The sequence below is a fragment of the Sphingomonas sp. DC5200-1 genome, from assembly GCF_049897245.1.
Taxonomy (GTDB): domain Bacteria; phylum Pseudomonadota; class Alphaproteobacteria; order Sphingomonadales; family Sphingomonadaceae; genus Sphingomonas; species Sphingomonas aquatilis.
On the sequence record NZ_JAFCVW010000002.1, the window covers coordinates 328,412 to 342,338 of the forward strand.

The window sequence follows — 13,927 nt, forward strand, 5'->3', positions numbered from 1 at the left end:
TTATTGCGATTTAGTTGCGTTAGCGGCCCCTGTATTAAGGGTCAATGACGCAGCGGTGTTACGCGACTGTGCCGGTGAGGGCTCAAGCGCAGGCGCTCGAAATGGCCGCGCGGGCGCAGGATATCGAAAGTGTGGGTGAGCATGCCGCCCCTCAGTCGATCGACATCGACGACGACCGCGTGCTCGATTGGCAGATCGCGGTCTTCCGAAGCGATGGCAGTCCCCACGCTCCCTCCGGCGCCGACGCTGACGCTTGGCGGGGGACGCATTCTCGATCCGCGACGCTCAGCTTTCGACGAGTTCGACGACCTCGAAATCGTAGCGGGTCCAGCCGCGCTGTCGGGCGGCGTCGGCGGTGGCGGCGCGCTTGCCGTTTGCCTCGCGCAGCGAATTGCTATGGCCCCAGAACACCTCGGTGCCGCCCGCCTCGGTCACCGCGACGATCCGCCAATAATGGGTGAAGGGCGCGGCGGTCGGCCCGATCGTCTTTACATAGCCATCGGACAGAGTGGCGGTCAGCAGCCGCTTGCGCTTTGCCATGGCGCGTGGCTCAGGCGGCGGTAGCCGGCAGCACGACGGACGCCGGCGCCGACGCCAGGCTGGCGGCAAGCTCGGCATTGCGGAACGGCTTGGTCAGACGCGGGATGTCGGGGTCGATCCCCTCTTCCTCGGCATAGCCCGACACGATCAGCACGGGCAGGCCGGGCCGCAACCGGCGGATTTCGCGCGCGAGCTGGGCGCCGCTCATGCCGGGCATCAGATGGTCCGACACCAGCACCGCCGGCTCCAGCCCGCTATGGATCAGCCGCAGGCCCTCTTCCGCCGACGACGCCTCGACCACGTCGTAGCCGAGATCGGCGAGCATGTCGGCGGTGCTCATCCGCACCAAGTCCTCGTCGTCGATCAGCAGCGCGATACCGAGGCGCTTGACGACGTGCGTCACCTCGATCAGCGGCTCGTCGTCGAGCGCCGCGGTCGCGCTGATCGGCAGCCACAGGCTGATCGTCGTGCCCGCGCCCGGCGCACTCTCGATCGTCAGGCCGCCACCGAGCTGCGCGGCCAGGCCATGCACCATCGACAATCCCAGCCCGGTGCCCTTGCCGACGCCCTTGGTGGAAAAGAACGGCTCGATCGCGCGGCGCAGCGTATCGGCATCCATACCGACGCCGGTATCGCTGACGCTCAGCCGCACATAATGGCCGCGCGGCAGGGCACGATCGTCGAGCGCCGCCACGCTTTCGCGCCGCGCGCTGATCCTGAGTTCGCCGCCGTCGGGCATGGCGTCGCGCGCGTTGACCGCCAGGTTGAGCAGCGCCATTTCCAGCTGGTTGAGATCGGCGCGGGCGGGCGGCAGATCGGACAGGTCGACCCGCACGTCGATCATCGGGCCCAGCGTTGCCGCCATAAGACCCGCCATATTCTCGACCACGCGCTCGACATCGATCGCGGTCACCTGCAACGGCTGGCGCCGCGCGAAAGCGAGCAGGCGCTGCACGAGCGTCTTCGCGCGTTCCGCCGATTGCAGCGCGCCCTCGATCAGCCGTTGTTCGCGTTCGGTGCCGACGCCCTTGCGCACCAGCAGGTCGAGCGAACCGATGATCGGGGTGAGCAGATTGTTGAAATCGTGCGCGACGCCGCCGGTCAGGCTGCCCATCGCCTCCATCTTCTGGCTTTGCCGCAACGCCTCACGCGCGGTTTCCAGATCCGCCTCGCGCGCCTTGGCATCGCTGAGATCACGGCCGATCGCGACGAAATTCACGCCGTCCGCTTCGGGCGAGACGGTCCACTCGATATGCTTCCAACCCCCGTCGCGCGTGGCGATCCGATTTTCGAACCGGGCCGGGCGACGCGTTTGCGCCATGTCGGCGATCGCGGCCGTCGTGTGCGCCACGTCCTCGGGGTTCATGATGCTGATGTAGCTACGGCTGAGCAGCTCCGCTTCGCTCCAGCCCAGCACCTGCGTCCAGGCCGGGCTGACGGCAGACATCATCCCCACATAATCGGCGCGCGCCAGCATATCCTGCGACAGCGTCCACAACCGGTCACGCTCGGCGACGCGCGCGGCGACCTGTTCCTCCAGCGTTTCGTTGAGCTGGCGCAGCCCCTCTTCGGCGCGGGCCCGCTCGATCGCGGTCTTGACGCGTTCGGCGACGTCCTGGACCAGCGCGATCTCCGCCGCCGTCCAGACCCGCGGCGTCGCCGACTGCGCGGCCAGCACACCGACATATTCGGTCTCGTCGAACACCACGACGTCGATGAAGGCGGCGACCCGGCGCTCCGCCAGCCCCGCGCGCGCGTCCACGCTCAGCCGATCGTCGCCGGGAATGTCGCAGGCGACGATCGGCTGTCCTGAGCGATAGGCCTTCAGCAGGTCCGGTCCGAAGGATTCGAGCGAATGCAGGCCGGCGATCGAGGGCACGCCCCGACAATGATCGCGGGGCACCGTCATCCAGCCGCTATCGGCGATTTCGGCGTAGAAGGTACGATCGGCGTCCAGCCATTCGGCCAGCCGTTCGGAGGCGAGCGCATTGATCGCTTCCCGCGTGCTCAGCCCGCGCAGCGCATCGGACAAGGACAGCAGAAAGGCGGTACGCCGCTGGGCCGCGACGCGTTCGGTCGTTTCCGCCAGGACGCAGATGACACCCCCCGGCGTGCCGCTTTCGTCGAGCACCGGCGAATAATCGAGGTCCATCCATACGCGCTCGGGCGAACCGTGACGATAGAGCGTCAGCTTCTGGTCATGATAATGCAGCGTTCCGCCCGACAGACAGACGCGCATCACATTGTCGTTAAAGTCGGCGACCTCCGGCCAGCCCTCGCGCACCTTCGATCCCAGCAGCCGCGGATGCCGGCCGCCGGCAAAGACCGAATAGGCGTCATTGTACAGCATGACGCCGTCTTCGCCCCACAGCATCACGATCGGCACCGGCGAGCGCAGGAGCAATGCCGTCGCCGTGCGCAGGCTTTGCGGCCAGTCGCCAATCGGCCCCAGCGGCGTCGCCGACCAGTCACGCTCTCCAATCAGCGCGCCGCATGCCCCTCCGCCGGTCAGGAAATCCTGTCCGGTCGCGCGGTTAGGGACCTGATCGACGTCCGCCATGGAGTAGTAGCTCATTCTACATCGGGTAACGCACCACCCCGAATGTCGGGTCATTGCGTCGCCACCTTCTTTTTACACTAGACCAATTTCGACCCACTGCAAAGCGGGCGCCCTGTGAACGCTCATAGGCGCCGGACCGCCCATTACCCGATCCCCGCACGACTCGTCGCCGGTCAGGCTCGGTTCAGCCTGTTCGTGATAGGGTTGGAAGCATGAAAAAGCCCCTGCTCCTCGTCGGCGTCGCCCTCGCGCTGACCACCGCCGCGGCCACCGCCGCCAAGCCGCAACCCACGCCGGACCAGCAATTGCAGACCGCGCTTGCCGGACGCGTCGCCGGCAAACCGACGAGCTGCATCAACCTCGCCAGCGTCACCTCGACCCGCATCATCGACGGCAAGGCGATCCTGTACCGGGTTGGTGGACGCCTCTATCTCAACGAACCGCGATCGGGTGCGCCGTCACTGCGCGACGACGACATTCTGGTCACCAACACCATCGGATCGCAATTGTGCAGCATCGACACGGTCCGCCTGGTCGACCGTGCCTCGCAATTCCCGCGCGGCTTCGTCTCGCTGGGCGATTTCGTTCCCTATACCGTGCCCGCCAAGGACACTCTGCGCTGATGGCATCGGGGGTCGTCCCGCGTTAGGGGGCGGGATGGACCTCGATGACCAGATGCGCCGCTATTTCGGCACCGCCGACCTCGATGCGGTGCCGCCCGCGGCCTATGACGCCGGGATCGAACGAATGCAGGTCGATCTCGGCCTCGAGACCGATCGCGCGCGACGGTTCGCCTTGTGGACGTTGCTGCACATGTTGGGCGCGGCGCCGGCCCTCGACATCGTCTTTCCCGACGCTGCCGATCGCGATGCCGCGCGCAACTGGATGGAATTGACCGAGCGGCTCGCGGACGCAGCTACATCGCCACCACACGACTGAGCCGCGACACGCCGCGCTCGTCGAACGCCTCCACCGCGACGTAATAGCGCTGGCCGACGGTCAGCGCGCGGACCGGCAGCGTTGCCGCCTCGCCACGCGCGACCCGGTCGGCGAAGACCTGATAGGTCAGCGCCAGACGATCGGGGCGGATCCCCCAGCGCACATTATAGCCGACCGCGCCCGGCACGCGCCGCCAGCGGATCGTCGCATCACGCGTGTCCGTCGCGCGCGTCGCTGCAAGCAGGTCCGGCGCGCCTGGCGGGGGGCCATCGGCATTGCCGAACACGCGCAGGTCGCTGATCGCGAGGTGCGCCCCCCCGATATGGCCGTGGACGTAGCGAACGTAGCGGGTGCGCGCTGGCTGCGGCAGCTCGATATAGGCGTTGGGCCGATCGCGACGCGGCCCCTCCGTCGTGGCGAGCGGCCGCCATGTCCGTCCGTCGAGCGACTGTTCCAGTCGAAACTCGGTGTAGATATCCGGCGCATCGCCGAAGCGGCCCGCCTTGTAATCGGCAAAGTTGACCTGCACCGCACGCACCGTCTTCGGCCCCCCCAGATCGACCGTCAGCGTCGCGCCCGGCGCCTTGCTGGGCGACAGCCAGAAGGTGCGCGGGTTTTCGTCGGTCGCCTGGTCCGGCGCGAAGCCGGGAACGCTCGCGCTCGCCGTCGCGGACTTGCGATAGGACAGCAGCATCCAGCCGGTGAACAGCGAATCCGGATCGCTGAAGCGGCGCGTCGGCATGCGCTGCGGAAAGTCGCCGAAGCGTGTCGACACGCGCATCTGGCCATCCGCGTCGAACACCGTCGGCCACATCCCGATCCGCCGCTCGAACGTCCAATTGTAGCCGATCCACGGCGTACCGGTATTCCACCAATTGCCGTTCAGATCCTGGAACGTATTGCCGTGCCCTGCCCCCTGCACGAACCCACCGGGCTTGTAGCCGACGGGGTTGTAGGCGGCGTAGGTGAACGGCCCCATCGGCGACGTGCCGACGTAGGTGCCCGTGGCATAGGCGTTATATTCGGTGCCCGGAGCGCCATATTGCAGATAGTAGCGGCCGCCGACCTTCGTCATCCAAGCCCCCTCCATGAAGGGCTTGATCGGCGTGCCGTTCGGTAACGTGCCGCTATGATCCTGACCGAACCGTTCCCAGCCGTGATGATCGGGATCGAGCAGGATGAACGATGCGCGAGGCGTGCCATAGGTCATCTTGCCATCGGCGAAGTGGACCGGCGCGCCGTAGATCGGAAAGACGTTCGACGAGTTCCAATAGAGATACCAGCGCTTGTCGTCGTCCTGGAACAGGTCGGGGTCCCACGGGCCCGGCGGCACCTGCCCCGGCTTGATCGTATCCTCCAGCCCCGACTTTACCGCGCCAGGCAGCGGCGGCATGCGGCGGACGAAATAGTCGATTTTACCGCTCGCCGGGTCTTCGGTGCTGTAGATCGTGCCCTGCGTCGTCATCGACGGCATGATGAGCAAACGCTGGCCGTCCGACGTGACGGCGGACGCGACGATCCCTTCGGCCGGCCAGCGGCTTGGCGTGATGAAGTGCCACGTGAGGAGGTCGGTCGATCGCCAATATCCGTCGGCGAGCGTCAGGAACAGATAATAGGCGCCCTTGAACGGCACGATGACGGGATCGGCGCCGGTGCGATACGACACGCCCTCGTTCACCTGCTCGAAATTGTAGCGATAGTCGATGTCGACCGGATTGGCGTAGGTCTGCGGCGTCGCAGCCGCCATAATCGAGAGCAGCAGGGTCATCGGTGCGCCTGTACGAAGAGGTTGGTGGTCAGCCGCCCGACGCGCGGGTCGGCGGACAGCGGCATGTCGGCGGGGATGATACCCGAATGGAGCAGGCAACCCTGATAGAGAACGACGCGGTCCCGCTTCGCCGCAACCGCGCCGATCTGATCGAATGCGGCGTTGCTGGCATTGGTATAGCCTGACAGCAAAGCGCTATCGCGCCGGGCAGCGGCGATGAAGGCGTCGCGGTTGCCGGCATCGACCCGCTCGATCCCGGTACTGCGCTGGCGGTAGAAGGCGGTGCCGCTGCCGGGCGTATCGGACAGATAGTGGAGCACGGCGAGATAACCCGGATCGACCGCATCGAAATGCGGCGCGCGTTGCGCCGGTGACAGCGTCGCGGGCGGCGCCGTGACCATCGAGAAGCTGCCCTCGATCCAGTCGAAGCCCTCGACGTCGAACGCCCCGCCGATGAAGGGCGCCAGCGTCTGGAGCAGCGCGGTCGCATAGTCATGCGCCGCGCCGTCCGCCGGCGTCAGCACACGCCGTACGCCGGGGTAATAACTGCCCGCCACCGCCGGAAACGGCGCCAGCGCCGCAGCCAGGTCGACGATCCTGCCGACATCGCCGACGACATCGTCGACCACGACGACGGGACTGTCGCTGGCCCCGACCCGGATCAGCCGCGGCGTCATGCGAACGCCGAGGCCACGCGGGCAGGCGCGGGGATCGTCACGACCCCCGCCCCCGTCGGATCAGAAGCTGAACTTCGCACCGACCTGGAACGACCGCGGAACACCCGTCGTGCCGTCGCCGTCATTCTTCTTGATCGGGTTGGTGCCCGATCCGGCGCCCCAGGCCGAATAGTTGCGGTTGATGGAGTCGAACAGGTTGAACGCAGCGAAGCTGACCTCCAGCCCGCGGCCCCAAGGCAAGTTGAACGTCTTCGAGATGCGCGCATCGACACTGCCGTAGCCCACGACCTCACCTGGCCAGAACACGCCACCGAAATTGCCGTAGCAGCAGGCGTTTTCGGGCGGGTTGGAGCGGAAGATGACGTTGCCGAACGACGGACCCGAGCTGAACGTGCCGGTCAGCGAGACCTTCGTATCCCACGGGCCGCGCGCGATGCCGGTGCCGACGAAGCGCCACTTTTCGACCCCCGCGACATAGTTCATGCCATAGGCACCGAAGCGCGGTGCGTTGTACATCTCGTCACCCTGCAGTTCCTGCGGCACGTTCGAGCGTGCGCGCTGCAGCGTCAGCGTCGAGGTGAACCCCCACCTCGATCCGGTCACGAACGGTTTTTCAGCCGTGAAGTAGATCGCGGTGTAATAGGCCTTGCCGTCGTTCGAGCCGATGTTCAGCTTGCCCGAATAGCCCGGCAGCTGGCCCGACTGCGGGAAGTTGTCCTCGATCCACTGGTCGCCCTGCGTGGTGTACAGGCCGTTGGGCAAGCGGTTGCCGCGCACGAATTTGAAGATGTTGTGGCTGCGGACGTGGCTGAACGTCACCGCCGTTTGGATCCCGCCGAAGCGCTTGCGCACGCCGAAGTTGAACTGATCCGAATAGGGCAGCTTGGTGTCGTTGTTGAGCAGCCAGACGTCACCGCCCAGACCCGAAGCGGTCACCGCCGAGCGCAGGCCATCGACCGTCTTCAGCGACGCATTGTAGGCGAGGTAGTTGTTCGGCAGCACGCCGCCGTTGGATGCGCGCGCCTGCGCACAGGTCGGCTGGCCGGCGCCATCGCAGAAATACACCGTCGGCGCCGACTGGTAAATCGCCTTTACCGTCTCGATGCCCGCCGTGATGAACAGCGGACGGTCGTAATAGCGACCGGCACCGGCAAACAGGATCGTGTCGCGATCGCCGTACACGTCGTACGACACGCCGAGACGCGGCTGGAATGCCTTCCAGTAGGGCTTACGGTTGTTGCCGGTCGAGATATAGTCCTCGGGGTTAATCCCCGCGGCCTTCCAGCCCTGATAGTTACGCAGCGCAGTCGCGATACGCGCGGGTGTTACGAAATTCTCGTTCTTGGCGTTGCTTTCATAGTCCCAGCGGATACCGGCATTGATCGTCCAATGCTCGTCGGGCGACCAATCGTCCTGCAGGAACAGGCCCACCTGCGTGTTGTTCGCCGTTGCCGCACGCACGGGCACCGTCGTCACCGAACCCGCGATCGGGGTCGATGCGTCGAACGTGGTGTAGGACGGCGCAGCGAAGAAGAAGGTGCCGTTGCTGCGGAAGTCCTCCGAGCGGCCGTACTTGTTGAACGACAGGCGCACGCCTGCCTTCACGATGTGCTTCTCACCGAAGAAGGTGACGTTGTCCTTGATCGTCCAGCTCTTCTGATCGTCGAACTGTTGGAACGAGGCGGCGCCCAGTTCCGCCTGCGTATCGAGCGACGCACCGACGCCGACCGGACCCGATGCCGGTCCCTGCGACAGAATGATCTCAGGCCCGTTGCTGACCCGCGGGGTGCCGTTGAACACCTTCTGGTACGCGCCGGTGAACTCGTTGAGGAAGCCCTCGCTGCGGTGGGTCCATTCCAGCTGGTACGTGTCGTTATTGCTGGTCAAGAACCGGCCATGCGACGGGACCGACGTTCCCTGGAAGTCAGCCAGATTGCTCTCGCGGCGCAGGAACGCGCTAGCGTTGATCGTGTCCTTTTCGCCCGCGAACAGCGTCAGCTTGCCGAAATACAGGCGCTGCTTGAAGCTCTGCGGATAACTGCCGTTGAACTGGCTGGCGATCGCCTGCGGCACGTTCGGCACCGCGACGCCGTCGACGTTGCGGGTCGTCAGCAGGTTGATTGCATTCGACGGCAGCTTCTGATCGGTCGCCTCGAACGCGCCGTAGAAGTGCAGCACGTCCTTGATGATCGGACCGCCCAGATCGGCGCCGTACTGCTTGCGATCGTAATCCGCCTTCGGGCGGCCCTCGCGGTTGTTCGTCTTGCCGGGCCGATCGAAATACGGAATGCCGATGAACGCCTTAGGCTGCCATTCGCCGAAGATGTCGCCGTGGAAGCTGGTGCCACCGGTCTTCGTCACCGCGCTGATGATGGCGGATCCGGCCTGTTCGTATTCCGCCTTGAAGTTCTGCGTATCGACGCGGAATTCCTGCACGGCCAGCTGCGGGAAGGGGTTGCCGCGACTGAAGTTCTGGCCCGCGACGCCGCCGTGATTGACGGCGTTCTTCTGGCTGAGGCCGTCGATGAAGACGTTGATGTTGTCGGCACTGACCGCACCGGCCTGCACCTGGCGGCTGCCCGGCGAGGTCGAGATCGCGACGCCCGGCGCGAGCGCGGCGAAGTTCAGGAAGTTGCGATCGTTCTGCGGCAGGCTGTCGATTTGCTGCGTCGACACGTTGGTCGACACGATCGCCGAGCGGACTTCCTGCCCACGGCGACCCGTGACGACGATGTCGGTGCCCGTGCCTGCGTCCGTGCCGGCGGTATCTGCCACAGGCGCCGCCGCACCGATGTCGAAGGTTACGACCTGACCGACCGGAATGACCAGCTGCTCGGCCGGCAGACCGGTCGCCTCGACGCGATAGGTGCCCGGGCGCAGGCCCGCGATGGTGTAGCTGCCGTCGGCGTTGACGCGGCCGCTGATGCGCTGGCCGGTATTCACGTCGGTCGCAGTGACGGTCGCGCCGGCCTGCGCACCGGTCACGCGGCCGCGCAGCGTCGAGTTGATCTGCGCCATCGCGGGCGCGCTGATGACCAGCGTTGCGGCGAGGGCCGCTGCCGAAATGCCGCGCCCGAAGCGCGCACGATGAATCCTGGATGCCATTTCAAACCCCTCCACGTCGGTCCCATCGCCCCGTTTTTGCTCCCGTGGAAACCGCCGACGCGCGACGGCTCCACGGATCGCGGAGGGCGTATGGAACCGGTTACTCGCCCGCGTAACCGGTTACAACCGCCTGTCTGACGCGCCGGTCAGGATCGGTTCATTATCCGCCGGATTGTTGCTTGCGTGTCACAGTCGGTGGCGGGCGGAGCCGCTCAGCCGACTTTGGGCGCCTGGCAGTGGCGCGCGATGAAGGCTTCGTGCGTCGGCAGGCCGGCGGCGACATCGGCGACCACGTCCTCGACATCCTTCAGAAATGCGGTGGTTTGTTCGGCGGGAATCATGTCGACCATCGGGTCGTGATGCGCCTGCAACCCCTGCCCCAGCAGCACCTGCACCCAGCTTTCCTCACGGAACAGTTCGGCCTTGGCATGCATGAAGAACCGGCCTGAGGATCGGAACAGCTCCAGTCGCTCGGTCAGGCTGTCGGGCACGGGCATGTGCTTCAGGTAACGCCAGAACTCCGTGTCCTCGCGCGCCGTCACCTTGTAATGCGCGATGATGAAGTCGCGCACGTCGCGATATTCGAAATCGGTCTGGCGGTTGTATTCGTCCGTATCGGCGGCGTTGAAGCCGCGTCCCGGGAACAGCGCGATCAGCCGCAGGATGCCGGTCTGGATCAGATGGATGCTGGTCGATTCGAGCGGCTCGAGGAAGCCGCCGGCCAGACCCAGCGCGACGACGTTCTTCTCCCATGCGCGGTGGCGCTTGCCGGGGCGGAAGCGGACGGGGCGCGGATCGCCGAGCGCGGGCGTGTCGAGATGCTGGAGCAACGTCGCCGCCGCGTCCTCGTCCGACACGAAGCGGCTGGCATAGACATGGCCATTGCCGGTGCGATGCTGCAACGGGATGCGCCACTGCCAGCCCGCCCCGTGCGCGGTCGCGCGCGTATACGGCGTCAGCGGTCCCGCCCCGCGCGCGCTCGGCACCGCAAGGGCTCGGTCGCACAGCAGCCACTCGCTCCAGTCCTCATAGCCCACGCCCATCGCGTCGCCGATCAGCAGACCGCGCATGCCGGAGCAGTCGATGAACAGGTCGCCATCCACCCTGCGGCCATCGGCGAGCAGGACATGGTCGAGGAAGCCGTCACTACCCCGCCGGTTGGCGGCGACGATGCGCCCTTCGATCCGCTCGACGCCCGCCGCCTCTGCCCGGCCGCGCAGGAAGCGCGCGAATAGCGAGGCATCGAAATGATAGGCGTAATCGATGTCGGCGATCGGCGATTGCGGATTGCTGGGGTCCGGCATCGCAAAGCGGTTCATCCGCGCCGCCAGCGTGTTGAGCGCATAATGGTCGAGGTGCTTCGCTCGTCCGCCCGCGCGCTCCTTCAGCCAGAATTGGTGGCAGTGCAGCCAGTACAGGTCCTGCCCGATCTTGCCGAAGCCATGGATATAGCTGTCGCCGGGCGCGCCCCAGTTGCGGAATTCGATGCCGAGCTTGAACGTCGCCTGCGTCGCGCGCACCATCTCGAACTCGTCGATGCCGGCGAGGCCGTTGAAGGTGCGGATCGCGGGGATGGTCGCTTCGCCGACGCCGATCGTGCCGATCTCTTCCGATTCGATCAGGCGGATCGTGTAGGCGCCGAGCGTCAGGCGCGACAGCAGTGCCGCAGCCATCCAGCCGGCGGTGCCGCCGCCGACGATCGTGATCGTCTTGAGCGGGGGATTGGGATGGGCGTCGGTCATCGAAGGCTCGCTCAACATAGTACGTCCCAATAGCCGTCATCCACGCGCAGGCGGGGATGACAGGCGGGCTTATCTCACCCCAGCCATCCCCCGGTGAAGCCCGCCCGCTGCAAGCCGCGGCGGATCGTGGGCGAGCGGCGCATCACGCGCCACACGCCCTCGTCGCGGGTGTTCGCGATGGCGCCGGCGATCGCGCCCTGGTCGATGCCGAGGTAATCGCGCGCCACCCAGCCGCTCTTGGGGTCGACCGATCCCGTCTCCAGCTTCACGTCGGTGTAGCGGAACGAGGGGTTGAAGCTGTCGAGGAAGCCGTACTTGCCATACAGGTGCGGCCAGCGCTGCATCGCGTTCGCCGCGGGTACGCAAATCTCGGGCGCGAAGGCGAGGCTGCCCAGCGCCGCAGTCGGCGCGATCGTACCGTCGTCGCGCTCGTCGGGCTGGCCCAGCGGTCCGCGCGCGGCATAGCCGAAGAACTCCGCGCTCCGCCCCTTGAACGGCAGCTGGAAATTGCCGGGGCCGTCACAGGCGGTCAGGCCCCAGATGTCGCGCGAATAGCCGTCCCAGTGCATCGGATTGGCGATGCAATAGGCGCGATTGGCATAGGTGGCGCGGCGGCTGTTTTCGAAATAATCGAAGCCGGCCTGCCGCATCGTCGCATCGCGAATGCCGCGGAAGTCGATCCACATCTGGCTGTATTGATGGCCGAACAGCGGCGCGAAGGCGAGGTGCCGCGTGTCCCCCTGCCCGCGCCAGAAGGCGGGATAGGTCTGCGCCCAGGCGTCCCACGCCCCATCGGCGAGCGGCTTGCCGCGGCTGCCAAGGCCGACGACATAGACCATCATCCCCTCGTTATACCCGTCCCACGCGCGCTCGATGAAGCCCTTGCCGGGATGCCAGCCCATCGACACGGTGCCGCGCGCATTGGTGAACCACGGCCAGTCGGCCCGGTCGGTGATCGTTTCGGATAGCCGGCGGATCTCCGCCTCCACCGGATCGGCCTGATCGTACCAGGCACCGGCGAACAGGATGCCGAGGAACAGCAACGTCGTGTCGACGCTGGACAGCTCGGTGTCGCGATAGCGCTGCCCGGTTTCCATATCGAGGAAGTGGTAGAAGAAGCCCTTGTTCCCGGTCATGCCGGTCGGCGCATCGCCCTGCGGCGCGGTCGCGAAGAAACGCAGCGTCGTCAGTGTCAGGTCACGGGCTTCTTTGCGGGTGATCCAGCCGCGCTCCACCCCGATCGGATAGGCGGTCAGCGCGAAGCCGACCGCGGCGATGCTGGCGAAGGACGGCGTCGGCCAGCGGTCGGGCACCAGCCCGTTCTTGCGATTGGCGAGGTCCCAGAAATAGCGGAAGGTGCGCTGTTCGAGGTCGCCGAACCATGCCGGCAGCGTGGTTGCGGCAGGGGCGGCCAGCGCGTGGCGGGGCAGCGCGCTCGCGGCGGCGGCAAGCGGCGCATGGCGCAGCAGCGCGCGGCGATCGAGAGACAGGGTCATGACGTAAGGGCTTCCGTGGTGGTGCGGATGACGAGATCGGTGGCGACGACCTGCGTGTCGGGGGTCAGCGTGCCGCCCTCCAGCGCGTCGATCAGCCGCGCGACGGCCCGCGCGCCCATTTCAGCGAGCGGCACGCGCATCGTGGTGAGACCGAGATACCGCGCGAGCGGAATGTCGTCGAAGCCGGTGACCGCGACGTCGCCCGGCACCGACAGGCCCTGTTCGCGCAAGGCCGCGAGCACGCCCAGCGCCATCATGTCGTTGGCCGCGACGATGCCATCGAAGGCGACGCCGCGCGCGCGCAGCATGGCGACCGCCGCCGCGCCCGAATCCTCGCGGAAGTCGCCCTCGATCACCACCGGTTCGATGTCGGGCGCGTGGCGCGCCATCGCGGTGAGGAATCCCTCGCAGCGTTCGCGCGCGTCGATATTGCCCGCAGGCCCGCCGACATGGACCAGCCGCCGCCGCCCGGTCGCGGCGAGGTGCGCGACGACCGTCGCGATCCCTTCGGCATTGGCGATGCGGAAGCCGGCGCGCCCTGCCCCGTCGAGCGAATTGACCAGCACCGCCGGCACGCCACCCGGCAGCGCCTCGCGCAAGCCCTCCGCATCCAGCTGCGGCGCCATGACGATCAGCCCGTCGACACGCCCGCGCATCGATCGCATCGCCTGCGCCGCCAGTTCGGCATCGGCGTGCATGTTGGACAGCAGCAGGTGATAGCCGCGGGCGCCGACCTCGCGATCCATGCCGCGCACGATTTCGGAAAAGAACTCTCCGTGCAGGTCGGGCAGCACCACGCCGATCGCATGGCTGCGCGCCAGCGACAGGCTGCGCGCGCCGGCGTGCGGCACATAGCCCAGCGCCTTGGCCGCCGCGAGCACGCGGGCGCGCGTGTCGGGATGGACGCTGCTATGGCCGTTCAACGCACGTGAGACAGAAGCGACCGATACTTCAGCGACTTGCGCGACGTCGCGGATCGTGGCCGATGCCGACTTCAACCCTTGTCCTCCCCCTGCCGTCCGCTGGTCGCGAACGATCATCCGTGCGTGAACCGACACGTCTTGTACCGCACGCCCGGCCTGTGTAACCGGTTACAGGCA

At 66.7% G+C, this 13,927-nt stretch carries 11 protein-coding genes; 2 read left to right on the forward strand and 9 right to left on the reverse strand.

The genetic code is table 11. The features are described from left to right. Positions 1-41: 41 nt before the first annotated feature. From ACP7A3_RS04840 to ACP7A3_RS04850, 3 genes are read right to left on the reverse strand one after another with little or no spacing between them, the layout of a single operon-like run. Positions 42-227, reverse strand: coding sequence for a hypothetical protein (locus ACP7A3_RS04840; protein ID WP_426255147.1), 186 nt, complete (start codon positions 225-227; stop codon positions 42-44). A 58-nt stretch (positions 228-285) separates the two neighbouring features. Then, entirely contained in the window at positions 286-540 is a 255-nt protein-coding gene (locus ACP7A3_RS04845) for a hypothetical protein (RefSeq protein WP_017979773.1), read from the reverse strand. 10 nt (positions 541-550) lie between these two features. Next, complete coding sequence (locus tag ACP7A3_RS04850; RefSeq protein ID WP_426255146.1) at positions 551-3,115, reverse strand: ATP-binding protein; 2,565 nt, start codon at positions 3,113-3,115, stop codon at positions 551-553. 197 nt (positions 3,116-3,312) lie between these two features. Between ACP7A3_RS04850 and ACP7A3_RS04855 the strand changes: the two genes are divergently transcribed. Both ACP7A3_RS04855 and ACP7A3_RS04860 read left to right on the forward strand, forming a co-directional pair. Beyond that, positions 3,313-3,723 carry a hypothetical protein gene (locus ACP7A3_RS04855; RefSeq protein WP_426255145.1) on the forward strand — a complete coding sequence of 137 codons (411 nt, stop codon included), beginning with the start codon at positions 3,313-3,315 and terminating at the stop codon, positions 3,721-3,723. A 34-nt stretch (positions 3,724-3,757) separates the two neighbouring features. Beyond that, positions 3,758-4,039 carry a hypothetical protein gene (locus ACP7A3_RS04860; RefSeq protein WP_426255144.1) on the forward strand — a complete coding sequence of 94 codons (282 nt, stop codon included), beginning with the start codon at positions 3,758-3,760 and terminating at the stop codon, positions 4,037-4,039. Here the strand turns inward: ACP7A3_RS04860 and ACP7A3_RS04865 are convergent. The 6 genes from ACP7A3_RS04865 to ACP7A3_RS04890 all read right to left on the reverse strand — a co-directional run bounded on the left by ACP7A3_RS04865 (position 4,017) and on the right by ACP7A3_RS04890 (position 13,825). After that, the gene (locus tag ACP7A3_RS04865; protein WP_426255143.1) at positions 4,017-5,807 is read right to left on the reverse strand and encodes a discoidin domain-containing protein; all 1,791 of its coding nucleotides are present in this window, start codon (positions 5,805-5,807) and stop codon (positions 4,017-4,019) included. The two genes, ACP7A3_RS04860 and ACP7A3_RS04865, sit on opposite strands and share 23 nt — an antisense overlap. Further along, on the reverse strand, positions 5,804-6,484 hold the full coding sequence (locus tag ACP7A3_RS04870; RefSeq protein ID WP_426255142.1) for a DUF6445 family protein: 681 nt from the start codon (positions 6,482-6,484) through the stop codon (positions 5,804-5,806). The genes ACP7A3_RS04865 and ACP7A3_RS04870 overlap by 4 nt, the downstream gene beginning before the upstream one ends. Before the next feature lie 60 nt (positions 6,485-6,544). Continuing rightward, entirely contained in the window at positions 6,545-9,589 is a 3,045-nt protein-coding gene (locus ACP7A3_RS04875) for a TonB-dependent receptor domain-containing protein (protein ID WP_426255141.1), read from the reverse strand. 212 nt (positions 9,590-9,801) lie between these two features. After that, positions 9,802-11,349, reverse strand: coding sequence for a tryptophan halogenase family protein (locus tag ACP7A3_RS04880; RefSeq protein ID WP_426255140.1), 1,548 nt, complete (start codon positions 11,347-11,349; stop codon positions 9,802-9,804). Between the two features lie 56 nt (positions 11,350-11,405). After that, a complete protein-coding gene (locus tag ACP7A3_RS04885; protein ID WP_426255139.1) occupies positions 11,406-12,827 on the reverse strand; it encodes a glucoamylase family protein in 1,422 nt (473 codons plus the stop codon). Then, positions 12,824-13,825 carry a LacI family DNA-binding transcriptional regulator gene (locus ACP7A3_RS04890; protein WP_244056257.1) on the reverse strand — a complete coding sequence of 334 codons (1,002 nt, stop codon included), beginning with the start codon at positions 13,823-13,825 and terminating at the stop codon, positions 12,824-12,826. The genes ACP7A3_RS04885 and ACP7A3_RS04890 overlap by 4 nt, the downstream gene beginning before the upstream one ends. Positions 13,826-13,927 lie beyond the last annotated feature (102 nt).

What these genes read in the sequence shown, in the direction of transcription:
- ACP7A3_RS04865 (WP_426255143.1), bottom strand. Translation starts at nt 5,807, where the DNA reads ATGACCCTGCTGCTCTCGATTATGGCGGCTGCGACGCCGCAGACCTAC.
- ACP7A3_RS04855 (WP_426255145.1), top strand. Translation starts at nt 3,313, where the DNA reads ATGAAAAAGCCCCTGCTCCTCGTCGGCGTCGCCCTCGCGCTGACCACC.
- ACP7A3_RS04870 (WP_426255142.1), bottom strand. Translation starts at nt 6,484, where the DNA reads ATGACGCCGCGGCTGATCCGGGTCGGGGCCAGCGACAGTCCCGTCGTC.
- ACP7A3_RS04850 (WP_426255146.1), bottom strand. Translation starts at nt 3,115, where the DNA reads ATGAGCTACTACTCCATGGCGGACGTCGATCAGGTCCCTAACCGCGCG.
- ACP7A3_RS04885 (WP_426255139.1), bottom strand. Translation starts at nt 12,827, where the DNA reads ATGACCCTGTCTCTCGATCGCCGCGCGCTGCTGCGCCATGCGCCGCTT.
- ACP7A3_RS04860 (WP_426255144.1), top strand. Translation starts at nt 3,758, where the DNA reads ATGGACCTCGATGACCAGATGCGCCGCTATTTCGGCACCGCCGACCTC.
- ACP7A3_RS04845 (WP_017979773.1), bottom strand. Translation starts at nt 540, where the DNA reads ATGGCAAAGCGCAAGCGGCTGCTGACCGCCACTCTGTCCGATGGCTAT.
- ACP7A3_RS04875 (WP_426255141.1), bottom strand. Translation starts at nt 9,589, where the DNA reads ATGGCATCCAGGATTCATCGTGCGCGCTTCGGGCGCGGCATTTCGGCA.
- ACP7A3_RS04880 (WP_426255140.1), bottom strand. Translation starts at nt 11,349, where the DNA reads ATGTTGAGCGAGCCTTCGATGACCGACGCCCATCCCAATCCCCCGCTC.